At 65.8% G+C, this 24008-nt stretch carries 24 protein-coding genes; 8 read left to right on the forward strand and 16 right to left on the reverse strand.

Annotated elements, in window-relative coordinates:
• Positions 1 to 121: 121 nt before the first annotated feature.
• The 3 genes from ACQR10_RS24305 to ACQR10_RS24315 all read left to right on the forward strand — a co-directional run bounded on the left by ACQR10_RS24305 (position 122) and on the right by ACQR10_RS24315 (position 3976).
• Positions 122 to 1813, forward strand: coding sequence for a long-chain fatty acid--CoA ligase (locus tag ACQR10_RS24305; RefSeq protein ID WP_434912098.1), 1692 nt, complete (start codon positions 122 to 124; stop codon positions 1811 to 1813).
• A gap of 139 nt (positions 1814 to 1952) precedes the next feature.
• On the forward strand, positions 1953 to 2438 hold the full coding sequence (locus tag ACQR10_RS24310) for a peroxiredoxin (protein ID WP_315804617.1): 486 nt from the start codon (positions 1953 to 1955) through the stop codon (positions 2436 to 2438).
• Between the two features lie 194 nt (positions 2439 to 2632).
• Positions 2633 to 3976, forward strand: coding sequence for an NAD(P)/FAD-dependent oxidoreductase (locus ACQR10_RS24315; RefSeq protein WP_434890848.1), 1344 nt, complete (start codon positions 2633 to 2635; stop codon positions 3974 to 3976).
• A 47-nt stretch (positions 3977 to 4023) separates the two neighbouring features.
• Here ACQR10_RS24315 and rnhA read toward each other — a convergent pair whose 3' ends face one another.
• The 3 genes from rnhA to ispH all read right to left on the reverse strand — a co-directional run bounded on the left by rnhA (position 4024) and on the right by ispH (position 6575).
• Positions 4024 to 4488 (reverse strand): ribonuclease HI, encoded by a 465-nt coding sequence (rnhA, locus tag ACQR10_RS24320; protein ID WP_315736125.1) that lies wholly within the window; start codon positions 4486 to 4488, stop codon positions 4024 to 4026.
• On the reverse strand, positions 4485 to 5459 hold the full coding sequence (locus ACQR10_RS24325) for a homoserine kinase (protein ID WP_434912099.1): 975 nt from the start codon (positions 5457 to 5459) through the stop codon (positions 4485 to 4487). The genes rnhA and ACQR10_RS24325 overlap by 4 nt, the downstream gene beginning before the upstream one ends.
• A 147-nt stretch (positions 5460 to 5606) precedes the next feature.
• A complete protein-coding gene (gene ispH / locus ACQR10_RS24330) occupies positions 5607 to 6575 on the reverse strand; it encodes a 4-hydroxy-3-methylbut-2-enyl diphosphate reductase (RefSeq protein ID WP_315804620.1) in 969 nt (322 codons plus the stop codon).
• A gap of 268 nt (positions 6576 to 6843) precedes the next feature.
• On the opposite strand from ispH, the gene ACQR10_RS24335 reads away from it, so the two are divergent.
• Positions 6844 to 7539, forward strand: coding sequence for a DUF1013 domain-containing protein (locus tag ACQR10_RS24335; protein ID WP_315804621.1), 696 nt, complete (start codon positions 6844 to 6846; stop codon positions 7537 to 7539).
• Between the two features lie 299 nt (positions 7540 to 7838).
• On the opposite strand, the gene ACQR10_RS24340 is transcribed toward ACQR10_RS24335, so the two are convergent.
• The 6 genes from ACQR10_RS24340 to ACQR10_RS24365 all read right to left on the reverse strand — a co-directional run bounded on the left by ACQR10_RS24340 (position 7839) and on the right by ACQR10_RS24365 (position 13923).
• Positions 7839 to 8570 (reverse strand): OmpW/AlkL family protein, encoded by a 732-nt coding sequence (locus tag ACQR10_RS24340; protein ID WP_315804622.1) that lies wholly within the window; start codon positions 8568 to 8570, stop codon positions 7839 to 7841.
• 183 nt (positions 8571 to 8753) lie between these two features.
• On the reverse strand, positions 8754 to 9026 hold the full coding sequence (locus tag ACQR10_RS24345) for a hypothetical protein (protein ID WP_315804623.1): 273 nt from the start codon (positions 9024 to 9026) through the stop codon (positions 8754 to 8756).
• Positions 9027 to 9376: 350 nt separating this feature from the next.
• Positions 9377 to 11281, reverse strand: a complete 1905-nt coding sequence (locus ACQR10_RS24350; RefSeq protein ID WP_316218049.1) for a propionyl-CoA synthetase — start codon at positions 11279 to 11281, stop codon at positions 9377 to 9379.
• A gap of 122 nt (positions 11282 to 11403) precedes the next feature.
• Positions 11404 to 12786: a tetratricopeptide repeat protein gene (locus ACQR10_RS24355; protein WP_434912100.1), complete on the reverse strand. Its 1383-nt coding sequence runs from the start codon at positions 12784 to 12786 to the stop codon at positions 11404 to 11406.
• A 98-nt stretch (positions 12787 to 12884) separates the two neighbouring features.
• A complete protein-coding gene (locus ACQR10_RS24360) occupies positions 12885 to 13634 on the reverse strand; it encodes a tetratricopeptide repeat protein (RefSeq protein WP_316218072.1) in 750 nt (249 codons plus the stop codon).
• A gap of 118 nt (positions 13635 to 13752) precedes the next feature.
• Positions 13753 to 13923 carry a hypothetical protein gene (locus tag ACQR10_RS24365; protein ID WP_315804626.1) on the reverse strand — a complete coding sequence of 57 codons (171 nt, stop codon included), beginning with the start codon at positions 13921 to 13923 and terminating at the stop codon, positions 13753 to 13755.
• Positions 13924 to 13957: 34 nt separating this feature from the next.
• On the opposite strand from ACQR10_RS24365, the gene ACQR10_RS24370 reads away from it, so the two are divergent.
• Positions 13958 to 14728, forward strand: coding sequence for a hypothetical protein (locus tag ACQR10_RS24370; protein WP_434912101.1), 771 nt, complete (start codon positions 13958 to 13960; stop codon positions 14726 to 14728).
• Between the two features lie 112 nt (positions 14729 to 14840).
• On the opposite strand, the gene ACQR10_RS24375 is transcribed toward ACQR10_RS24370, so the two are convergent.
• From ACQR10_RS24375 to ACQR10_RS24395, 5 genes are all read right to left on the reverse strand, one after another.
• Complete coding sequence (locus ACQR10_RS24375; RefSeq protein ID WP_434885794.1) at positions 14841 to 15641, reverse strand: SDR family NAD(P)-dependent oxidoreductase; 801 nt, start codon at positions 15639 to 15641, stop codon at positions 14841 to 14843.
• Between the two features lie 23 nt (positions 15642 to 15664).
• Positions 15665 to 16039, reverse strand: a complete 375-nt coding sequence (locus ACQR10_RS24380) for a DUF1850 domain-containing protein (RefSeq protein ID WP_315804629.1) — start codon at positions 16037 to 16039, stop codon at positions 15665 to 15667.
• Complete coding sequence (locus ACQR10_RS24385; protein ID WP_434885799.1) at positions 16036 to 18129, reverse strand: TRAP transporter permease; 2094 nt, start codon at positions 18127 to 18129, stop codon at positions 16036 to 16038. Before ACQR10_RS24385 ends, ACQR10_RS24380 begins: the two co-directional genes overlap by 4 nt.
• Positions 18130 to 18285: 156 nt before the next feature.
• Entirely contained in the window at positions 18286 to 19248 is a 963-nt protein-coding gene (locus ACQR10_RS24390; RefSeq protein WP_315804630.1) for a TAXI family TRAP transporter solute-binding subunit, read from the reverse strand.
• A gap of 209 nt (positions 19249 to 19457) precedes the next feature.
• Positions 19458 to 19934 (reverse strand): hypothetical protein, encoded by a 477-nt coding sequence (locus ACQR10_RS24395; protein WP_315804631.1) that lies wholly within the window; start codon positions 19932 to 19934, stop codon positions 19458 to 19460.
• Positions 19935 to 20103: 169 nt separating this feature from the next.
• Here ACQR10_RS24395 and ACQR10_RS24400 point away from each other — a divergent pair, with 169 nt between their 5' ends.
• Positions 20104 to 20406, forward strand: coding sequence for a hypothetical protein (locus ACQR10_RS24400; RefSeq protein ID WP_315804632.1), 303 nt, complete (start codon positions 20104 to 20106; stop codon positions 20404 to 20406).
• An 18-nt stretch (positions 20407 to 20424) separates the two neighbouring features.
• Here the strand turns inward: ACQR10_RS24400 and ACQR10_RS24405 are convergent, their stop codons facing one another.
• Both ACQR10_RS24405 and ACQR10_RS24410 read right to left on the reverse strand, forming a co-directional pair.
• Positions 20425 to 21606 (reverse strand): hypothetical protein, encoded by a 1182-nt coding sequence (locus ACQR10_RS24405; RefSeq protein WP_316218053.1) that lies wholly within the window; start codon positions 21604 to 21606, stop codon positions 20425 to 20427.
• Between the two features lie 25 nt (positions 21607 to 21631).
• Positions 21632 to 22261, reverse strand: coding sequence for an NUDIX hydrolase (locus tag ACQR10_RS24410; protein WP_316181086.1), 630 nt, complete (start codon positions 22259 to 22261; stop codon positions 21632 to 21634).
• An 81-nt stretch (positions 22262 to 22342) separates the two neighbouring features.
• Here ACQR10_RS24410 and ACQR10_RS24415 point away from each other — a divergent pair, with 81 nt between their 5' ends.
• Entirely contained in the window at positions 22343 to 22765 is a 423-nt protein-coding gene (locus ACQR10_RS24415) for a PaaI family thioesterase (RefSeq protein WP_315804635.1), read from the forward strand.
• Between the two features lie 232 nt (positions 22766 to 22997).
• Entirely contained in the window at positions 22998 to 24008 is a 1011-nt protein-coding gene (locus ACQR10_RS24420) for an aldo/keto reductase (RefSeq protein ID WP_316181083.1), read from the forward strand.

Below are 24008 nucleotides of genomic sequence, written 5' to 3' on the forward strand. Positions count from 1 at the left end.
TCCCCTTTCATCGACGCGCCGGCCGCTTGCCTTGAACGGCCGGAAATTCGATATTGGCGCCGCCGGCCCCAGAGAGGCGGCTGCCGATATACGAACAAGAGACGATCAGAGAGGAAGGGTCATGGAGCGCATCTGGCTCAAGCACTATCCGGCCGGCGTTCCCGCCGATATCGATCCGGGCAAATACCCGTCGCTCGTCGACCTGCTGGAAGAGAGCTTCAAGAAATTCGCCGATCGCCGCGCCTTCATCTGCATGGACAAGGCGATCAGCTATCGCGAGCTCGACGAGATGTCGGTCGCGATGGGCGCCTATCTGCAGGGCCTGGGTCTGGCGAAGGGTGCGCGCGTCGCACTGATGATGCCGAACGTGCTGCAATATCCGATCGCGATCTCCGCGGTGCTCCGCGCGGGCTACGCCGTCGTCAACGTCAACCCGCTCTACACGCCGCGCGAGCTCGAGCACCAGCTCAAGGATTCCGGCGCCGAGGCGATCATCGTGCTGGAGAATTTCGCCCACACCGTGCAGCAGGTGGTGGGACACACCCAGGTCAAACACATCGTCGTCGCCAGCATGGGCGACCTGCTCGGCTTCAAGGGCGTGATCGTCAACCTCGTCGTCCGCCGCCTCAAGAAGATGGTGCCGGCGTTCTCGCTGCCGGGCGCCGTGCCGTTCAACGATGCGCTCGCCGCCGGCCGCGGCAAGCGCTTCCAGAAGCCCACCATCGGCCCCGACGACGTCGCCTTCCTGCAATATACCGGCGGCACCACCGGCGTCTCCAAGGGCGCCACCTTGCTCCACCGCAACGTCGTCGCCAACGTGCTGCAGAACGACGCCTGGCTGCAGCCGGTCATGGACCGGCCGCCGCATGTCGATCAGCTGCTGATCGTCTGCGCGCTGCCGCTCTACCACATCTTCGCGCTGACTTGCTGCTTCCTGCTCGCAGTGCGCGCCGGCGGCGCCAATCTGCTGATCCCCAATCCGCGCGACATTGCCGGCTTCATCAAGGAGCTGATGAAGTATCAGGTCAACACCTTCCCGGCCGTCAACACGCTCTACAACGGCCTGCTGCATCATCCTGACTTCAAGAAGATCGACTTCTCCAAGCTGAAGGTCTCCAACGGCGGCGGCATGGCCGTGCAGCGCCCGGTGGCCGAGCAGTGGAAGCAGGTGACGGGCTGCAGCATCGCCGAGGGCTACGGCCTGTCGGAGACCGCGCCGGTCTTGACCTGCAACGTGCCGACCTCGACCGAGTTCACCGGCACGATCGGCCTGCCGCTGCCCTCGACGTTCCTGTCGATCCGCGACGATGACGGCAACGAGGTGCCGCTCGGCCAACCCGGCGAGATCTGCGCCAAGGGCCCGCAGGTGATGGCAGGCTATTGGAACAGGCCCGACGAGACCGCCAAGGTGATGACGGCGGACGGCTTCTTCCGCACCGGAGACGTCGGCGTCATGGCCACGGACGGCTCGGTCAAGATCGTGGACCGCAAGAAGGACATGATCCTCGTCTCCGGCTTCAACGTCTATCCGAACGAGGTCGAGGAGGTCATCGCGACCCATCCGGGCGTGCTGGAGACCGCCGTGATCGGGTTGCCGGACGAGAAGACCGGCGAGGTCGTCAAGGCGTTCGTGGTGAAGAAGGACCCCAACCTCACCTCCGAGGACATCATCAAGCACTGCCACGAGCAGCTCACGAACTACAAGGTGCCGAAGCAGATCGAGTTCAGGACCGAGCTGCCGAAGACCAATGTCGGCAAGATCCTGCGCCGGGAGCTGCGCGACGAGAAGAAGAAGCCGGCAGCGGCGGCCTGATCCGTTGGCGGGGCGGCAGCGTTGTGCGATGACGGAGTCGTGATCGCGGCGGGCCGTTGCCGTTTCCGGCCTGCCGAATAGTGTAGCGCGCACCGCGCAAGACAGATCCAAGACACATCCAGGGGAAGGAGTAACTCGAATGACCATAAAGGTTGGCGATAAGCTGCCGCAGGCCCAATTCCGCGTCATGACCGGCGAAGGCCCGCAGGTCAAAACCACCGACGACATCTTCAAGGGCAAGAAGGTCGCGCTGTTCGCGGTGCCCGGCGCCTACACCGGCACCTGCCACAAGATGCATCTGCCCAGCATCTTCCTCAACGCCTATGCGATGAAGGACAAGGGCGTCGACACCATCGCGATCGTCTCGGTCAACGACGCCTTCGTGATGAACGCCTGGAAGCGCGACACCGACCAGCGCGACGAGGCCGTGTTCCTGGCCGACGGCAATGCCGAGTTCACCAAGGCGATCGGCATGGAGCTCGACGCGTCCGGCGCCGGCCTCGGCATCCGCTCGAAGCGCTACTCGATGCTGGTCGAGGACGGCACGGTCACCAAGCTGAACCTCGAAGCCGCCCCGGGCAAGGTCGAGGTCTCCGGCGGCGACACGCTGCTCGGGCAGCTGTGACGGCGATCAGGCGCGCTGGACGGCTCGATCCGGATTCGACCGTCAAGGCGCTAGGAGCGGCCGACTCCAACGGATAAGTCCAGGATATGCGGCGAAGGGCCGGGGGAATCTCTCCCGGCCCTTGCTTTTTGCGCGCTGTCGACGTCCCAGCCCGGCCCTCCACGCTCGGCCGTCGACCGGGGAAAGGCCGCGCAATGGACCGCCTCGGAAGTGACCTCGCGAAGACATTTTGCGCCGAACCGAAGTTGCATGACGGCGTTAGAGAGGCCGGTTCCTCAGTTCGCCGGGAGGTCGACATCTTCAACGATCAGCCGCAACAAATGCAGCAGGACGACGTCCGGAGCGTCAGGCCGCCCTGGCCGGATGTACCGTCGTTTCCGACGGCGGCCGGTGTCGCGAGTTTTCGCTGCGACGTCCTGATCGTCGGCGCCGGAATTACCGGCGCGATGATGGCTGAACGGCTCACCCGCGAAGGGCACGACGTCGTCCTGATTGATCGCGAGCAGCCCTGCCGCGGCAGCACGGCCGCCAGCACCGCCATGCTGCTGTGGGAAATCGATCGACCACTCGGGCAGCTTGGGTCGCTGATCGGCTTCGACCGCGCCGCGCGATGCTATCAGGCCAGCCTGCGCGCGGTGACGGAATTGAAGCGCCAGATCTCGGAGCGGACGCTGCCCGGTGAATTGCGGGCCCGCCAGTCGCTCTATCTTGCGCGCGATGACGACTCGAGGGTTTTGCGTGACGAGCTCGCGCAACGCACCCGAGCCGGGCTGCCCGGCATCTTCCTTGATCACCGCACTCTCCTCGACAATTTCGGCTTCGCCCGAGCGGGCGCGATCCTGTCCCCCGGTGCCGCCGACGCTGACCCGGTGCAGTTGGCAGGCGGCCTGCTGTCCCTGGCGCTGTCGCGAGGCGCACACCTTGTTCAAGGCAATGCCGTCTTCTTCGACTGCGGGAAAGCAAGGGTGACCGTCGGCCTCGACGACGGTCACGAGATCGAGGCTCGTCACGTCGTGCTGGCAACCGGCTACGCGATCCCCCGAATCGTCAAGCCGACGATCCATCGCGTGACGTCGAGCTGGGCCATTGCCACCGTGCCCCAGCCGCAGAATCTCTGGAAGGACGAGGTTCTGATCTGGGAGGCCAGCGACGACTATCACTATGCCCGCACCACACCGGACGGGCGGATCATCTTCGGAGGCGAGGACGACGACGAGCTCATCGAGCCGGACGCTCGTGATCATGCCATCCCGGAGAAGTCGCGGCGCCTGGCTGCAGAACTCTCGGCCCTATGGCCGCACGCTATTCTCGATACCGACTATCAATGGTCCGGAACATTCGACACGACCGATGACGGGCTGCCTCTGATCGGCGTCGTCCCGGGCTACAAGAACGTATACGGCGCCTACGGATATGGCGGCAATGGAATCACGTTCAGCTACCTCGCCTCGGAGCTCGTCGCGACGCTGATCGGAGGCCGCAGCTCCCCCTTGCTTGACGATTTCGCCATCGAGCGCAGCCCACTCGGAGGGACGTGACGAGAAGGCGACGCCACGATCGATGACGATCGACCGTGGCGATCGGGTCAGCCTCGCACGTTCTTCTGCATCCGCGCCATCGCCACCCCATCGCGCGCGAGCTGGTCGGCACGCTCGTTCTCGGCGTGCCCCGCATGGCCCTTGACCCAGTGCCAGTTGACCTTGTGCGGCTTCAGCGCGGCGTCGAGCCGCTGCCACAGCTCAGCGTTCTTGACCGGCTTCTTGTCGGCGGTCTTCCAGCCGTTGCGTTTCCAGCCATGGATCCAGCCGGTGATGCCCTGCCGGACATATTGGCTGTCGGTGTAGAGCTCGACCTGGCACGACTTCTTCAGCGCTTCCAGCGCCGAGATGGCGGCCATCAACTCCATGCGGTTGTTGGTGGTGTGCGGCTCGCCGCCCTTGAGCTCCTTCTCCTTGTCGCCGAAGCGCAGGATCGCACCCCAGCCGCCGGGCCCGGGATTCCCCGAGCAGGCGCCGTCGGTGTAGATGCTGACGACCGGATGCTCGCTCACGCCGCGTCTCCGCCGATGCCATAGTCGCGCACGCTGGCGACATTCTGATGGAAGCGCAGCTTGCGGGCGTATTCCAGCGGATCCTTCGGCTTGACCAGCGCGCCCGGCGGCACGTTGAGCCAGTCCACCAGCCGCGTCAGCAGGAAGCGGATCGCAGCACCGCGCGCCAGCAGCGGCAGCGCCTCCAGCTCGGCCTCCGACAGCGGCCGGACGCGGCCATAGGCGTTGAAGAAGGCGCGCGCCTTGGTGACGTTCAGCGAATGATCGGCCTCGAAGCACCAGGCGTTGAGACAGATCGCGACGTCATACGCCAGAATGTCGTTGCAGGAGAACGGGAAGTCGATCAGCCCCGAGAGCTTGTCGCCGAGGAAGAACACGTTGTCCGGAAACAGGTCGGCATGGATGACGCCCTCCGGCAGATCCGTCGGCCATGCGCGCGAGAGATGATCGAGCTCGGTCGACAGCAGCGCGGAGAGGCCGGCCTGCACCGTGTCGGCGCGGTCGCCCGCCTGGGCGAACAGCGAGCGCCAGCCGGACACCGAGAGCGGATTCTTGCGCACCAGCGGAAAGTCGCGTCCGGCGAGGTGCATCTGCGCCAGCGCCGCACCGACCCCGGCGCAGTGGGTGACGTTCGGCTTGCGCGGCCACATGCCTTCCAGGAAGTTGATGATCGCCGCGGGCCGGCCGGACAGGCTCGAATACACCGCGCCGTCCCGATTGCGCGCCGGCTGCGGACAGCTCACGCCGCGCTCGGCCAGATGCGCCATCAGTCCCAGAAAATACGGCAGGTCGTCCACCGCCACGCGCTTCTCGTACAGCGTGAGGATGTAGGAGCCCTTGGTGGTGTGGAGCAGGAAGTTGGAGTTTTCGACCCCTTCGGCGATGCCCTTGTAGGACAGCAATTCGCCGATGTCGTAGGTCTTGAGGAAGTCCGCAAGCTCGTCGGCGGCGACGTCGGTATAGACCGCCATGCGCTATCCCAGTTGTCGAAGTTCGCCTGCCCCCGCCTCTCCGATGCGAACTTCATCACCGGACAGGCCCGTTGCGCCCTTCATCGCGCATGCGGGCGCCGGGTTCAAGGCCGAGAGGCCGCCGAGGGCGGAAAACAAGCGGCCGGCTTACTCGGCGGCCGCTTCCGGACGCAGCGAGCGCGGCAGCGGGAAGAACTCGTTCTCCTCGGCCGCCGACACCGTCTCGACATGCAGCACGTAGCGCTCGGCAAAGGCACCCATGATCTCCTCGACGATCACCTCCGGCGCCGAGGCACCGGCGGTGATGCCCAGGCTCTTGATGCCCTCGAAGCGCGCCCAGTCGATGTCCGAGGCACGCTGCGCCAGCACCGCAATCGGGCAGCCCTCGCGCTCGGCGACCTCGCGCAGGCGCTGCGAGTTCGACGAGTTCGGCGCACCGACCACGATCAGCGCGTCGACCACCGGGGCCACCTTCTTGACCGCCAGCTGGCGGTTGGTGGTGGCGTAGCAGATGTCCTCCTTGTGCGGGCCCGAGATGTTCGGGAACCGGCCCTTGAGGATCGCGACGATGTCCTTGGTGTCGTCGATCGACAGCGTGGTCTGGGTGACAAAGGCGAGGTTGTCCGGGTCCTTCGGGGTGAAGGTCGCCGCGTCCTCGGCGGTCTCGATCAGGGTCACGGCGCCGGCCGGAAGCTGGCCGACCGTGCCGACCACCTCCGGATGGTGCGAGTGGCCGATCAGCAGGATCTCGCGGCCGCGCTTGAAATGGATCGCGGCCTCACGGTGGACCTTGGTCACCAGCGGGCAGGTCGCGTCCAGGGAGAAGAAGTTCCGCGCCTGGGCCTCGGCGGGAACCGACTTCGGCACGCCATGCGCCGAAAAGACCACCGGTGCGTTGGTACTGTCGGGAATCTCCGCCAGCTCCTCGACGAAGATGGCGCCCTTGGTCTTCAGGCTGTCGACGACGTATTTGTTGTGCACGATCTCGTGGCGGACATAGACCGGGGCGCCATAGATGGCGAGCGCCCGTTCCACGGTGTCGATGGCGCGCACCACGCCGGCGCAGAAGCCGCGCGGCGAGCAAAGCACGATTTTGAGGTCTGGTTTGGCTGCCATGGGGCTGGTCTGAGCTGATCTGTGCGGGCTGGTTTCGGCGACCACGGACCCCCGGGCCGGCAAGCGGGGGCGGTCGATACGCGAAGAGCTTGGGTCTGACACTCGTTTGGGTAGGACTTGGGACTGCTTTCGAGCGCTGTCAAGGCCGTTTTCTCCAGGCCATTGCGCCCCGCCCCCGGGACGGCTTATATAGGGCCAATTCCCGTCATCGCCGATGACCACAGGTTTCGCCTCCCAGGGCCGGGGCGGAGCACAAAGGAGATTTGCCATGAGCAACGCCCCGCTGATGCCGAAGGCAACTGCCGTGTGGCTGGTCGACAATACTGCGTTGACCTTCGACCAGGTCGCCGATTTTACCAAGATGCACCCGCTCGAGGTGCGCGCCATCGCCGACGGGGACGCCGCCCAGGGCATCAAGGGCATGGATCCGATCTCGACCGGGCAGCTCACCCGCGAGGAGATCGAGAAGGCCGAGCGCGACCCGAACTACCGCCTGCGGTTGCAGGAGAGCAAGGTGGTGCTGCCGCCGCAGCCCAAGCGCAAGGGCCCCCGCTACACCCCGGTGTCGCGCCGCCACGAGCGCCCGAGCGCCATCCTCTGGCTGGTGCGGAACCATCCCGAGCTCAAGGACGCCCAGATCATGCGCCTGGTCGGCACCACCAAGACCACGATCGCCAGCGTGCGCGACCGCACCCATTGGAACGCGCAGACGCTGACGCCGATGGATCCGGTGACGCTCGGCCTGTGCTCGCAGATCGAGCTCGACTTCGAGGTCCAGCGCGCCGCCAAGGAAAAGCCGCTCGACGCCAATTACAGCGGCGCCACCCTGCTGCCGGCCTCCGAGACCACCCGCAAGGACGAGTACGAGCCGGCGGGCCGCGACGAGGACGATCTCAACGTCGACGCCGTGTTCGCCAAGCTCAAGACCATCGGCGGCAAGAAGCAGGACGAGGACGAAGAGTAGGACGCGCGGGCGTCCATCTCTATCGGCCATCAACAGCGCCTGCCACAATCATCGGTGTCGTCCCCGCGAACGCGGGGACCCATAACCACAGGCTTGCGGAACCGCCCAAGCCGGTCGTGGCTCAGCGCCTCGTCCTTCATTCCCGCCGCGGCGTATGGGTCCCGGCTCAAGGCCGGGACGACAGCGGTGGGGGAGGCGCGAGCTCCAGCCAAACTCAAAACTAGCCAGCAGCAATTCTCCCCCAAAAAAATGGCGCCGGGGATGCCGGCGCCATGCAGTCTTGGGAGGAACGCGACAAATCAGAACTTGTAGGTGACGCCGACGCCGACCAGCCACGGATCGATGTTGGCGCGGCCGGTGACCGGAATTGCGCCGTTGACGGTCGCCGAGTAGTTCGGCTGCAGCCACAGCTTCTTGACGTCGACGTTCAGGCCCCAGTGCCTGTCGAGCATGTAATCGAAGCCGAACTGGACCGCGGCGCCCCACTGGTTGGAGATGTGCAGGTTGGTGACGGCAAGGCCGTTCCAGACCTGGTTCGCGGCGCTCTGGTTGAAGAAGACCGTGTAGTTCACGCCCGCGCCGACATACGGCTTGAACGCGCCGAAATCGGTGAAGTGATATTGCAGGGTCAGCGTCGGCGGCAGCAGCCAAGCCTTGCCCATGTTGAGGCCGTCGAGCGAGCCGGTGCCGCCGATGGAATGCCGGGTGACGCCGAGAATCAGCTCGGCCGCGATGTTCCTGGTGAAGAAGTAGCTGATGTCGAGCTCGGGCACGACCGAGTTGGAGATCGACAGGCCGGAGTTCGGCGACGACAGGGCCGGCACGCCGGTCACGTTCACGGTGGAGCCGCCAGCATCCGGCAGCACACCCAGCGCGCGGACACGGAGCATCCACGGATTCCACGCCTCGACCACCGGCGCCTTGGTATAGACCGGCGCCGCCTGCAGGTCGGCTGCTTGCGCCGAGCCCATGGCTCCGCAGATCGCCGCCAGCACCAGCAGCGATGACGAGAGTTTCAAGATTCTGTTCATCGAGGTCCCCATAACCACCCTTGAGCAACGTTTGCGCGGGCACGGCCGCGCCTTGCGGTCACAGGTGTGGCAGGGACGCCATGGGCTTGGATTTGATCTCAATCAATCGGCATTGTTGCAGCGCCGATGTCACGCAACTGTTGCATCGAAGTCACGGGCCATGAGAGGCGCTTGCACTGGCGCTCAGGGCCGGTCGGGATGGTTCATCATGTATTCGCCGAGATCGCGCTGCCGGCGGTCGGCACGCGCCTCGGCGCGCTGCCGCTGCACGTCGCGATCCTTGCGGCAGGCGACATATTCGGCGGAGCCCGGCGCGACCTTGCCGCCGGCCTGACAGACCGCATCATCATCGTCATTGCCGAGCGCCACCGCAGGACCCTGGTTGCGCGAGGCGCAGGCCGAGAGCGAAAGCACGGCCATCAGCACCAGGGCCAGGCGGGCGGAGGTCTGTCGCATCGAACGTTCCATTCTCGTCAATCGGGCGGTCCGGCCCGTTGCTTGACGACAATGGGCGCCCGGGTCAAGCCCGAGGGCGCGGATGTCGACGCCTCATGATGCTCCAGGGCAGAGCCGTGTTCGAGTGCAACTTGTGCTCCTCACCCTGAGGAGCCCGCCAGAGGCGGGCGTCTCGAAGGCGAGGCCCCCACTGCAGCCTCATGGTTCGAGACGCGCCTGTCGGCGCTCCTCACCATGAGGGGCAAGCGACGGAGCGGCCGCTGCATACGGGACCATGAACACGCTGTTTGCGTGTTCATGGAGAGGCTTGAGAGTGACCCGCGCCGCCCGGTGACCTGAGCAGCGTGACGCTACACCCGGCTCTTCAGTGCCTCGCCGATTTCCTCGAGCACCTTGGGATCCTCGATCGTGGCCGGCATGCTCCATTGCTCGCCGTCGGCGATCTTCTTGATCGTGCCGCGCAGGATCTTGCCGGAGCGCGTCTTCGGCAGCCGGCCGACGGTGATGGCGAGCTTGAACGCGGCGACCGGTCCGAGCTTGTCGCGCACCAGCGCCACGATCTCCTTTTCGATCTGCGACGGGCTGCGCGAGACGCCGGCCTTGAGCACGATGAAGCCGCAGGGCACCTCGCCCTTGATCGCATCCTTGATGCCGAGCACGGCGCATTCCGCGACGTCGGGATGCGACGCCAATATCTCTTCCATGCCGCCGGTCGACAGCCTGTGGCCGGCGACATTGATGATGTCGTCGGTGCGGCCCATCACGAAGATATAGCCGTCCTCGTCCTTGTAGCCGGCATCGGAGGTCTTGTAGTAGCCGGGGAATTCGCTGAGATAGGATTCCTTGAAGCGCTCCTCCTGCTGCCACAAGGTCGGCAGGCAGCCCGGCGGCATCGGCAGCTTGATCACGATCGAGCCCATCGTGTTGGCGGGCACGGGCTTGGCGGCTTCGTCGACGATGTCGACCTGGTAGCCCGGCATAGGAACCGTCGGCGAGCCGTGCTTGACCGGCAATAGCCCGATGCCCACCGGATTGCCGGCGATGCACCAGCCGGTCTCGGTCTGCCACCAGTGGTCGATCACCGGCACCTTCAATTGCTGCTCGGCCCATTCCACCGTCGGCGGATCGGCGCGCTCGCCGGCCAGGAACAGGGTGCGGAAATGCGATAGATCATATTTGCGCAGGAAAGTGCCTTCCGGATCCTCCTTGCGGATGGCGCGGAATGCCGTGGGCGCGGTGAACAGAGCGACCGCCTTGTGATCGCTGATGACGCGCCAGAACGCGCCGGCATCGGGCGTTCCGACCGGCTTGCCCTCATACATTACCGAGGTCGCGCCATGGATCAGCGGGCCGTAGATGATGTAGCTGTGGCCGACCACCCAGCCGATGTCGGAGGCGCACCACCAGACCTCACCCGGCTTGATGCCGTAGAGATTCTCCATCGACCATTTCAGCGCGACGAGGTGCCCGCCATTGTCCCGCACCACGCCCTTCGGCTTGCCGGTCGTGCCGGACGTGTAGAGGATGTAGAGCGGATCGGTCGCCAGCACCGGCACGCATGGTGCCAGCTTGCCATTGGCGAGCGCGGATTTGCGCAGCGCCGCCCAGTCGTAGTCGCGGCCGGGCTTGAGCTCGCAGACATGCTCGGGACGCTGCAGGACGATGCAGGCCTTGGGCCTGTTGTCGGCGAGCTCGATCGCCTGGTCGAGCAGCGGCTTGTACTGCACGATGCGGCCGGGCTCGATGCCGCAGCTCGCCGACAGCACGAGCTTCGGCGTGGCGTCGTCGATGCGGGTGGCGAGCTCCTTGGCGGCGAAGCCGCCGAACACCACCGAATGCACCGCGCCGATGCGCGCGCAGGCGAGCATCGCCACCATGGCCTCCGGCACCATCGGCATATAGAGGATGACGCGGTCGCCCTTGGCCACGCCGAAATCCTGCATGATCGCGGCGAGCGTCTGCACCTCCTTCAGCATCTCGGCATAAGTGAGCTTCGTGACCGAGCCGGTGAGCGGCGAATCGTGGATCAGCGCCAGCTGATCGCCGCGGCCGGCGGCGACGTGACGGTCGAGCGCATTGTAGCAGGTGTTGACGACGGCCCCGGCAAACCAGCGGCCATAGGCGCCCATCGCGGGATCGAAGATGGTCTTGGCCGGCTCGATCCAGTCGATCGCGCGGGCGGCCTCGGCCCAGAACCCTTCCGGGTCCTGCAGCGACCGTGCATGGACCTCGTGATAGCGGCTCGCAGCGCTCATGACGTTTCCCCAAGATCTGTGTTTATTCCCGAGTATTGTCACGGGACAAAGCGACAGTTCAAGCCGTCATGAATTGATCCAGATCAGGCGCAACCTGGAGTCCGGTCACTTTCCCGGGCGGATCAATGCCCTGCGTCGCGCAGCATGTCCAAACGTCGCTGCAGGGCTAGACGAAGGTCGTAGCCGGGCTTGCCGAACCGGGCATTCCGTTCGGCGATGAAGTCACGCTGTGCGCTGCGCAGTTCGGCCGCAAGGCGACCACGGGACGATTTGAGCCGGCGAGCGTAGCTCTCGGCGATGCCGAGGTCCAGCACCGACAGCTGCGGGTCGGCACAGATGACCTTCTCGACCTCGCGCACGGCGGCGGTGCATTCGAACGACGGCCCGCTGCGCTCCGAAGGCGCATTCAACGGGCGCGGCGGCTCGGCGCCGAACGTCTTGATCTCGGCCAGCATGACGCGCCGGCCGGCGATGGCATTGTCGTTGCCGGGATCCAGCCGCAGCGCCGCCTCGTAATCCGCCAGCGCCTTGGCGCGTTCGCCCATCTTCTTGTACAGCACCGCACGGTTGTTGTAGGCGAGCGCGAAATTCGGATCGATCCGCAGCGCAGCGTCGTAGTCGCCGAGGGCCGCGCCGAGCTCGTTCTTGAACTGATGGGAATCGCCGCGATTGGTGAGGAAATTCGCCCGCTGCTCCATCCGGATCGCCTGGTCATAATCGGCGATCGCCTTGTCGTACTCCTTCATGGCGGCGTAGGTGAGGCCGCGATTGTCGTAATATTCCGACACCTTTGGATCGCGCCGGATCGCCTCGTCGTCATCGGCCAGCGCCTTGTCCATCTGGCCGAGCTTCTTGTAGGCGGCGGCACGGTTGGTGAAAGTGCGGGGACGTTCGGGGTCGAGCCGGATCGCCTCGTCATAGTCGCGCACCGCCTTCTCATTGTCGCCGCGCAGGTAGAAGGCGACGCCGCGGTCGGCATAGGCCTGCGCGAAGTCGCGCTTCAGGCGGATCGCCTCGTCGTAGTCGGCCAGAGCGCGATCAAGACGGCGCTGCTCGGTATAGACAACGCCACGCAGCTCATAGGCCTCGGCGTCATTCGGATCGAGCGAGATCGCCATGCTCAGATCGGCCGCCGCCTTGCCGGCATCGCCACCGGCCTCGCGCATCAGGTCGCCACGCAGCCGGTAGGCGCGCGCATTCTTGCCGTCGAGCGCGATGGCACGGTCGAGGTCCTTCAGGGCCTGGGTCATGCCGCCCGAGGTGCGGGCACGGGCGTCGGCGCGGGCGACCAGGGCGATGGATTGATCCTTCGGCGAACTCGCTGCCTGCTCGATTGCGGTCGAACAGGCGGCGATGAGCTCGGACGGTGGCGCCTTGCTGCCCGAAGCGCATTCGGGATCCGCGGCGAGCGCAGGCAACGCCCCGAGGCCGAGGGCAAGGCCGGTTGCAAAACGCAGCGCGAGGTAGGATGAGCGGGATGAAATCGAATGGATGAAAGCGTGCATCGGCGTGGGCTCGGAATTTCGACTGTTGCGGGTTGAGACGCTGATCTCCCCCGTTGTCGTCTCCGGCCGGAACCCGGTTCAAGCGGCCACGCCGATGATCAATAGCCGTCGACGCCGTTCAGCCGCCGCAGGCGGTCCTGCATCGCCTTCTTGAGATCGTAGCCGGGCCTGCCAAAGCCGGCGTTGCGCCGCGCGATGAACGCGTCCTGTTCGCGCTGCAGGGCGCGTGCCGCGGCGGGGCCGGCCGCCTCGCGAACGACGCGGGCCTGCGCGCCGTCGATCTCGCGATCGAGATTGGCGAGCTCCGGATCGGCGCAGATCGCCTTTTCCACGGCGCGCCGCGCCGCGGCGCAATTGAAGCTCGGCCGGCCCGCGACGGCCATCTGCGCGCCCATGCGCTCGAGCTCCACTGCGAGCGCGTGATAGTTGCTGCGGGCGCTGGCGTGATCCGGATTGAGCCGCAGCGCCGCGGCGAAATCGGCCAGCGCCTTCGGACGGTCGCCCTTCTTGCGATGCAGTTCGCCGCGTGCATTGAAGATGCTGGCGAGCGTCGGGTTGAGCTGCAAGGCGACGCCGTAATCGGCGATGGCGCGATCGATCTCCCCCCTGGTGATGAAGATCGAGGCGCGCGCGATCAATGCGTTGATGCGATCGGCCCTCGCGGCCTTGGGATTGTCGATCACGGCGCCGCATTCGGTGAGCACCTTGTCGCCATCGCGCGCCTCCGAGGCCGCCATGCAGGCACCGGCATCCACCGCCGGCTCCTTGCCAGGCTCGGCCGCGCCGACCGCATGGGCCTGGGTCGAAGCCAGCCATCCGAGCGTGACCAGCGCGGCAAGGCGCAGCAGCCCATTCCGGCGACCGGCTGCAGCCCAGGAGGAGGCGGATGAGATCAAGGCAGATGGCTCTCTCAGGTCGTGGGCGATCCAGCATGGCGCGCGGGGCGTAACCGCCTCTGCGGCGACTTCAACTATACAGCGGCAGCAGCGGTGCGACAGTCCTTTCCTGCAGAAGGCAACCCTTGCGAATGGGGCTCGCGAGCTGATCGCGGCCCCCGGCTGAAATGCGCGTGATCGTGCCGCGCATTCCCTTCAAGATGTTGTGGATGCGCGCCCCGGCGACGTCCTCGATCGTCATTTGAACCTGTTGCGGTTCCCGCAGACACAACCGCATGACTATTCTGACCGACAATTCGCGCGCACGCGGCGTCGTTGCGTCCCCTGCGCGCTATTTCTATTTCAACATGGCTCTGGCCTGCATGGCCATTGCGATCATCGGCTTCGCGCCGACCTACTGGCTGCCACTGGCCCGCGGCTCATTCTCCGGCGCGCCCGTGATTCATTTCCACGGCTTCCTGTTCTTCACCTGGACCTTGTATTTCGCGCTGCAGAGCTGGCTTGCCGCATCCGGACGCACGGCGTGGCACCGCTCGCTCGGCATCGTCGGCGTATCGCTCGCCACGGCGATGACGATCTTCGGCTTCCTCGTTGCCATCGAGGCGATGAAGCGTTCGGCCGCGATCGGGCAGTCCAACGAGGGCATCGCCTTTGCGATCGTGCCGCTCAGCGGCATCGCCTTCTTTGCCGTGGTCTTCGCGCTCGCGATTGTCCATCTGCGCCAGCCGGAAACGCACAAGCGGCTGATGCTGCTCGCCGGCGTCTCGCTGCTGGACGCCGCCGTGGCGCGCTGGTTCCTGACATTTCTGGCGCCCCCCGGCCCGCTCGGCCCGCCGCCGGTGTTCGTGACGATCCCGCCCGCCTTCGTCGCCTACCTGCTGCTCGTCGTCGCGATCATCCACGACCGCCGCACGTTCGGACGGGTCCACCCGGTCTACGTCTATGGCGGACTCGCGCTGATCGCCGTAAAGCTGCTGAACTGGCCGATCAGCGTGACGTCGGCGTGGCACGCGATCGGCGGCAGCATGCTGGCAATGGCGCAATAATCGCGCAGTGTATCGCACCTCGTCATTGCGAGGAGCCGCAGGCGACGAAGCAATCCAGAGTCCTTGCTCGGCCCTGGATTGCTTCGCTTCGCTCGCAATGACGCAGAGAGAGTTAGCTTCTGCAGGTCAGCCCGCCATCGACCACAAGCATGGTGCCGGTGACATAGCGCGACTCGTCGGAGGCGAGGAACAAGGCGGCATTGGCGACGTCGAAGGCGTCGCCCATATGCCCCATCGGCACCTGCGCATCCCGCTTCTTCCACATCTCCTCGACATCGCCCTTGGCGTAGCTCGCGGCCAGCCCCGCGGAGTGCTCGACCATCGGCGTCTTCATCAGCCCGGGCAGGATCGCATTGACGCGGACGTGCTTCGGCGCGAACTCGACCGCGGTCGTGCGTGTCATCTGGTTCATCGCCGCCTTGCTGGCGCCATAGCTGACATAGGAAATGCCGACCTGGCGGATCGAAGCCACTGAGGAGATGTTGATGATGGAGCCGCCGCCCTGCCCGATCATCACCGGAATGACGTGCTTCATGGCGAGATAGGCGCTCTTCAGGTTGACCGCGAACACGCGGTCCCATTCCGCTTCATCGACATCGACCACGCTGCCCATCTCGGCAATGCCGACATTGTTGTCGAGCACGTCGATGCGGCCATAGGCGGCAACGCAAGCCTTCACCATCGCCTCGACCTCGACGGCCTTCGAGACATCGGCGGTGAACGCCTCGGCCTGCCCGCCTTCGCCTGAAATGATCGAGGCCGTCTCCGCGGCGGCGTCCTTGTTGCGGTCGACGCAGAATACCTTGGCGCCGTGCCGCGCAAAGGTCACGGCCGTGGCCTTGCCGTTGCCCCAACCCGGCCCGATCGAGCCCGCACCGACCACCAGCGCCACCTTGCCCCTGAGACGATCCATCGCGTTCTCCCGTCGTTTGTTCGTTATTCGGTACAGGCGCTCATCGTGATCGTCGCGGCGCCGATGTCATGGCCGAAGATGTCCGACAGCGTCCGGCATTGCCCGTCCGCGCAGATGCGCCACTCGCCGGCCGCGCCGGAATTGGCGAGCACGATCCGCGACAGCGGACCCCGCTGGGCCTGCCATTGGAACCAGCCATCGACCAGCCGTGCCTCCGGCGGCGGCTCCATGCCGGCGCCGGAGCCCTTGACGCGGGCCTGCACCAGTTCGAGACCGTCAGGCGTGACGCGCCAGTCCTCCTGCCACGCGGTCTTCTCGACCGAGTGGGTCCAGGCCAAGGTGAAGCCGGCGAGGGCCAGCGCCTTCACCACACCCGATGACGCGAGGCAGAGGCTCAAGCGGAGGCCGCCACGGCAGCCGGCGGCCGCTGCCGCCACTGCCACACCACGATCACCACCGCCAGTGCAAATCCCAGCATGTCGCTGTAGGGAAATTCGCCGAGCAGGCAGACGGACGCGACAAACGCCAGCAGGCGCTCGACCAGGGTCATGCGCACGTACAGGAAGCCGATCGCCACCATGCCGAACAAGCCGATCGAGATCAGCGCCTTGACGGAGGCATAGGCGACCGCGCCGATGAAGCCGAGTTGCGCCTCCATCGGGTCGCCTGGCTGCAGCATCAGCGCGGGCGAGTAGACAAACAGAAACGGAATGACATAGCCGGCGAGCGCGATCCGCATCGCCTCCCACCCGATCTTGTCGGGATTCTCCTTGGCGATCGGGGCGGCGGCCAGCGCGGCCAGCGCGACCGGTGGTGAAAGATCGGCCATGATGCCGTAGTAGAACGCGAACATGTGGCTCGCGATCAGCGGCACGCCCAGCTTGGCGAGCGCGGGGGCTGCGAGCGCTGCGGTGATGATGTAGGTCGGGATGGTCGGGATGCCGGTGCCGAGCAGGATCGACAGCAGCATGGTCATGATCAGCGCCGCGAACAGGCTGGTCTTGCCGAGGCCGATCACCCAGCTGCCGAAGATCGAGCCGACGCCGGTCTGGGTCATCATGCCGATGATGACGCCGACGATGGCGCAGGCCATGCCGACGGTCAGCGCCGACTTCGCACTTTCCGCCAGAGAATCGCGGCAGGCGTGCAAGGTGCCCATGCCGCCGCGCACGAAGCCGGTGATGACGATGAGCGCGACGACGACGGAGGCGACGGGTATGATCTGCAGGCCGTTGCGCGACAGCGCGCCGACGACGAGCGCGAGCCCGATCCAGAATACGTAGCGCAGCACCTGGTTGGAGAAGCCCATGGTGATCGAGGTGCCCAGGATCAGCGCCACCGTCAGCGCGAGTCCCATCGAGCCCGCATACAGCGGCGTGAAGCCCTCGAACAGCATGTAGACCAGCGCGGCGAGCGGCAGCACGAGATACCAGCGCGCCACCAGCGCCTTCCAGGCGCTCGGGATCTCCGACGTCTTCATGCCGGTCAGGCCGTGCTTGCCGGCCTCCAGGTGCACCATCCAGAACGCCGAGGCGAAATACAGGATCGCCGGGATCACGGCGGCCTTGACCACCACCGAGTAATCGACGCCCAGCGTCTCGGCCATGATGAAGGCGACCGCGCCCATCACGGGCGGCATGATCTGGCCGCCCATCGACGCGGTGGCTTCGACGCCGGCCGCAAAGGCGCGGCGGTAGCCGAACCGGATCATCAGCGGAATCGTGAACTGGCCGACGGTGACGACATTGGCGACGCCCGAGCCCGAGATCGTGCCCATCATGCCCGAGGCGAATACCGCGACCTTGGCCGGACCGCCGCGGGTGCGACCGAACAGGCCGAGCGAGACGTCGGTGAACAGCTGGATCATGCCGGCATGCTCGAGGAACGAGCCGAACAGGATGAACAGGAAGATGTAGGTCGCCGAGACGTAGATCGGCACGCCGTAGAAGCCCTCGGTGCCAAACGACAGATGCGTGACGATCTGATCGAAATCATAACCGCGATGGTTGAGCGGCGCCGGCAGATACTGGCCGAAGAACCAGTACAACAGGCAGGCGCCGCACATCAGCGGCAGCGCGAGTCCCATCAGCCGGCGCGTGCCCTCGAAGATCAGGACCGCCAGCAGGGTTCCGACCACGAGATCGACGCGGGTCGGATCGCCATCGCGCGCGATCAGGTCGGCGTAGAAGATCCACTGATAGAGGCCGCAAAGGAAACCGATGGCGCCGACGGTCCAGCCCGCGATCCGTCCCGCATCGGTCCTGGCGGTGAAGTTGCCGATCAGGCCGAAGGTGAGCAGCAGCAGGAAGCCGACATGGACGCCGCGCACGACCTGGCTCGGCAGATAGTTGAAGGCGGCGACATAAAGCTGGAACAGCGCGAACGCGAGACCGATGCCGTAGGCCAGATAGCCCCAGCGGCCGGGACCGAAGCCCTCCGGAAAGCCGTGCTCGAAATTGTCGAACTCGACCTTGACCGGCGTTTCCATGTTCACGGCTTCGATCGTCATGATCCCCCCAACGCGCCCATCAGGCGCTGCTGACCATGGCCGCAATCACCTGAACGACAAGACTGCGCGGAAGGTTTCCCGCGCAGCCGGTTGCGAATGACCCGGCCTGCAAGGCATGCCGGGCGAGCAGCGTCCTTATTTCAGGATGCCCTTTTCCTTGTAGTAACGGATCGCGCCCGGGTGCAGCGGCACCGGGCTGTCCTGCGCCGCCGTCTCCAGCTTGATCTCCTTGCCGGCGGCGTGCGCATTGGCGAGCTCCGGCAGCGACTCGAAGATCAGCTTGGTCATCTGATAGGCGAGATCGTCTGATACCGCCGAGCTGGTGACGAGATAGTTGATCACGGCTGCGGTCGGCACATCCTTGTCCTGGCCGGTATAGGTGTTGGCCGGGATGGTTGCCGCGACGAACGGGGGCCCGATCTTGTCGACGACCTCCTTCGGCACCGACACCACGGTGATCGGCGACGAGGTCGACAGATCCTTCAACGATGCGACGCCGAGGCCAGCCGACTGCAAGGTGGCGCCGAGCTGCCGGTTCTTCATCAGGTCGACGGATTCAGCGAAGGGCAGATACTCCACCTTGCCGAGATCCTTGTAGCTCATGCCGGCAGCGGCGAGGATCGCGCGCGAGTTGAGCTCGGTGCCGGACTTCGGCGCGCCGACCGACAGGCTCTTGCCCTTGAGGTCCGCCAGCGTCTTGATGCCGGATTCGGCCGTCGCGACGATCTGGATGTAGTTCGGATAGATCGCGCCGATGGTGCGCAGCTTGTCCAGCTTGGTCTTGAAACCGGCCTCCTCCTCGCCGTTCCAGGCGGCCTTCAGGGAGTCGCCGAGCGCGAAGGCGAGCTCGCCGCGTCCCTGCTGCAGCAGGATCAGGTTCTCGACCGAGGCCTTGGTCGCCTGCACCTGGGTTTTCACATTGGGGATCTTGTCGCCGTAGATCTTCCCGATGGCGACGCCGAGCGGATAGTAGACGCCCGACGTGCCGCCGGTGAGCACGTTGATGAAGCTCTGTGCCTGCGCCGCCGGCGCCGCGAGCATGCAGGCGGCCGCCAGAATGAAACCGGTTGCAGTGCCAGAGATTTTCGAGAAACGCATGGATCCTCCCATTGATTTTGCCGCAAATTGGACGGCTGCGGGCGCGGGGTCAACCCATCCGAAAGACTGGCGCACCAGCCTCTCCCGCTCCCACGGCGCGAGGCCGGGACCGATGCGCCCCCGCGTTCAATCTTACATTGACAGTAACACCAACTTGAACCGCAGGTGCAGCCCAGAGCGGCGGGCTGCCTCCCTCGCAAGGCCGCCGCTCATTGGAACGTCATGTCGACGCACTTGGAGATGTCCGAGCCGAGCCCGGACGAGATCGTCATGCAGCCGCGCACTTTCTGCTGGGTCGTATCCGCCACCCAGATCGAATAGCCGCCATTGCCGAAGAAGGAGTTGGTGTTCGCCGGCTCGGTCTCGGTGGCATCGAACTCGTATTTGGAATCGGTGTCGAACACGCGCGGCTTCCTGGTGCAGCCGCCGTCGGTCTGGACGTTGATGACCTCCTTGTTGTCCCGGGTCAGCGACAGTGAGACCTGGCAGCGGAAATATTCCGAGGTCTTCACGTTGAAGAGGTAGGCGTAGGACTTGCAAACGGCCGTATTGAGCTTGCCGGCGGAGAGACCGCGGCTGCAGGCGATGCGCTGGTTGTTGGACAGCTTGAAGTCGTCGGCCCGGGCGGATGCCAACGTCACCAGCGACAACGCCGCAACCCAACCGATCTTCGTGACGAGGCTCATCCGAATCATCCCCAAAGTGTTTTCTTGGCCTATGTTTCTAAACCACGCTGCAGGATAATCGCGAGATCGGCGAATGGAAAATCCGCCAACGATCACCGCGCTGCGACGGGGCCACGATGATGCCAACGCGTTCGCGATTTGTTCGAGACGACATCGATTGGAGGAGGACATGAAGAGCCCGTTTCTGAAAGCCCTGATCGCCCTGGGGGCGCTCGGCGCACTGACCAGCGTGAGCTGCGCCGCACCGCCGGAGCCGTGGGAGCTGAAGCCCGACATGGGTTACGCCTATGGCAAGGACGGCAAGACGCTCGCCTACAAGATGGGCACCAAGAACGCCGACATGCTGCTCAAGGGTGCCAAGAAGGTGCCGAAGGGCACGCTGTTCTTCGTCGGCCAGAACGGTCAGCTCTACATGCGGACCGCCCCCTATCTCGACGGCGACGGCAGCTTCTCGTTCGGCGCGGATGAGTAGAGGCGAGCGCGCGCAGCCTCAGAACGCGGCCGCCAGCTCCTTGGCGCCGGGCAGGCTGCTGAGCGAGTCCATCCTGGAATCCGTCACCGCAAGCAGCTTCGCCACGGTGTTGTGGCGAACGGCGACCGGATTGCGCTCATAGCCGCCGCGCTGGAAGAAGTTGGCGGTCGGAACCTGATCGCGCATCTCGAGCGGCATCGTCACCATGTCGAAGCCCGTGCCGTCGCCGGTGAGATTCATCATTTCGAGCTCGGCGGCCGAAAGCGGCCTCGTGTAGCCCTTGGCGCGTGCGAACAGCACCGACGTCAGGAGCTTGTGCGTCTGCAGCATCGGCCCGACGTCGATGTCGAGCACCATCGCGTGCATGGCCCAGCCCTGCGGCGTGTTGCCGATCTTCTCATGCGCCGACCAGTCGTCCGGTACGGAGCGCGCGATTGCGACCATCTTCTTCAGGACCGCGAGCTTGTGCTCCATCGCGCCGCGTGCCGGCCCGGACGTCCGCGCCACGCGTTCACCGAGCAGGCGGATGAACAGCGGACCCTGCTCGGCCAGCAGCTCGACGCTGTTGGTGGTCAAGAGCTGATTGTAGCCGATCGCCGTCGAGATCGCGCGGTTGCCCTTGAAGCCCGATTGCGAATCGTGCTTGCCGTTGCCGCCGGTCTCGAAGGCATAGACGCGCACCGCCTGCTCGCGAGTCAGTCCCGACGCCGCGGCGAAGCGCGCATAGGCGCGCTTGAAATCGATGTCGCTGGCGGGGCGCTGCGGCGACCATTGGAAATGCTCCTGTGCCGCCTTCACGAGGTCGGCGACCACCGGGATGTATTTGCGCTCGCGCGGCTCGCCCTCAGGTTCCGGCTCGGGATTCACCGGCCGCTTCGGCCCGGTGTAGACCGGCGGCTGCTCCAGCACATAGTCGTCGAGCCCGATCGGCTGACGATCGCGGCGCTTGGCATTGCGCGCACGGCGCTTGTCGGCGATCGCCTTCCAATAGGCGCCCGCCTCCTGGTCGAACTCCGCGCGCGCCTGCTGATATTCGGCGAGTTTGCGCCGATACTCCGCAATCGCGGCGGGCGATGCCATCTGCGCCAAAGCTTCGCGCGGGGCGACCGGTGCGCCGGGTTCCGCGGCCAGCAGAGGCGGCGCGCCGGACCCGGCGCAGGCGACAATCAGGACAAGCGTGCGAATCGGCTGATGAAGCATGCCGCCCTTGTAGCCGAAACGGCGGCTACTTCCAGGCAAACACCGGCTGTTCCAGCTCATGCACCCGGGTGTCGCGGCCGGACAGCACCTCCCGGAACTGATAGATCAGCGCCGCGGTGGGTGCGTGAATGAGGCCCTCGCGGGCGTGAAACCGGATGACGCGCCGCGTGCTCTCGGGGATCGCGGTGAAATCGAACGCGTCATCCGCCGTGATCGCGTCGAGGCCGATCCGGTGCACCGACGCGACCTCGTCCGGATTCGGCCGCAGCGTGCGGCCATTGGCCGCCCATACGACGACGGGGGTAATCAGATAGCCCGACCGTGTCGGATAGTCGTCGAGCATGCCCAGCACCGCATCCGGCGCCAGGCTCAGCCCAAGCTCTTCCGCGAGCTCGCGGAGGGCGGCCTCGACCGTCGTCTCGCCGGCATCGCAGCGTCCGCCCGGCAGCGCCCATTGCCCGCCATGGCTGCGCAGCCCTGCAGCACGCAGCGTGAGCAGCAGCGCCGTGTTGCCGGTCTCGTGGTGGGGCGCCAGCGCGATCACCACCGCCGCGCGCTTCAGCGAGGCCGCCCCCGCAGTCGCCTCCAGCCGCACGAAACCGGCACAGCAGCCTGCGATTTTCCGCCTCGTGGCATCGTCGAACGGCATGGGCATGCAGCTTGACTACACCAGGCCAGCGACGGATGAAACGATCTGCGAGCCGGATTTCGGGCGCGACAGGAAAGGTCTTCAGCGATGACGAAATCAGCCGCGGCCAGGATGACGTCCGACGGCTGGGAGATCGTCGACACCTCGGGCTTCCTGCACCTGATCGGCCCGCTGTGGCAGCGCGTCGTCGACGGCGCCCATGAATACGCCATCGTCACCGAGGACAAGCATCACAACCGCCGCGGCCTGGTCCAGGGCGGCGTGATCATGACGCTGGCGGACCGCAGTTGCGGCATGATGGCCCGCCATGCCGCGGGCAAGGAGCACATGGCGACGATCCAGTTCGACACGCATTTCGTCGAGTCCGGCAAGATCGGCGAGACCCTGGTGTCGCGGCCGCATGTGGTGCGGATCACCCGCAGCCTGGTGTTCATCACCACCGAGGTGACGGCCGGGCATCGCGTGATCGCGATGGCGTCGGGCGTGTTCAAGATCCTGAAAAGCGAGTGAGAGCCCTACTCTCTCCGCCGTCATTGCGAGGAGCGCAGCGACGACGCGTCCGCCGAAGCCGATCGGGCGAAGGCGGAAGCAATCCAGAGTCCCGCCCCGGCTCTGGATTGCTTCGCGGAGCCTGTCATCGGGCCGCGCATCCGCGCGGACCCGGTGGCTCGCAATGACGCGCAGAGAGAGCTATCGTATCCACTCCGTCCGCGGGCGGTGACGGTTTGGAAATGAGGCAAGAATGCAATATCGCCAGCTCGGCCGTTCCGGCCTGAAAGTGTCGCCGATCTGCCTGGGCACGATGATGTTCGGAGGTCCCACCGACGAGCCGACATCGGCCCGCATCATCGCCAAGGCGCGTGACGCCGGCGTCAACTTCATCGACACTGCGGATGCCTACAACAAGGGCGCGTCGGAGGAGGTGGTCGGCCGCACCATCGCGCGCGAGCGCGACCGCTGGATCGTCGCCACCAAGCTCGCCAACCCGATGGGCGACGATCCGAATCGCGCCGGCCTGTCGCGGCGCTGGGTAATGCAGGCCGCGGACGAAAGCCTGCGGCGGCTCGGCACCGGGCATATCGACATCTACTATTTGCACAAGGAGGACCACGCGACGCCGCTGGAGGAGACCGTGCGCGCCGTTGGCGACCTCATGCGCGCCGGCAAGATCCGGTATTTCGGCGTCTCCAACTACCGCGCCTGGCGGCTCGCCGAGATCTGCAATCTCTGCGACGGCATGGGCATTGACCGTCCTGTCGTCAGCCAGCCCTACTACAACGCGATGAACCGGATGCCCGAGGTCGAGCACTTGCCGGCCTGCGGCTATTACGGCCTCGGCGTCGTGCCTTACAGCCCGCTGGCGCGCGGCGTGCTCACCGGCAAGTACAGCCCCGATGCGCCGCCGGACAAGGAGACCCGCGCCGGCCGCAACGACACCAGGATGATGCAGACCGAGTGGCGGCCCGAATCGCTGAAGCTGGCGCAGGAGATCAAGCGCCACGCCGAGACGAAGGGCTTCACGCCGGGGCAGTTCGCCGTGTCCTGGGTGCTCAACTCCGCCTTCATCAGCTCGGTGATCGCGGGTCCGCGCACCGAGGCGCAATGGGACGACTACATCCGCGCGCTTGACTATCCCTTCGCCGCCGACGACGAGGCGCTGATCGACCGGCTGGTCGTGACCGGTCACGCTTCGACGCCCGGCTACAACGATCCGGCCTATCCGATCGAGGGCCGCAGGCCGCGGGTGGGCTGA

It is taken from the genome of Bradyrhizobium sp. HKCCYLRH2060 (assembly GCF_051168135.1).
Taxonomy (GTDB): Bacteria; Pseudomonadota; Alphaproteobacteria; order Rhizobiales; family Xanthobacteraceae; genus Bradyrhizobium.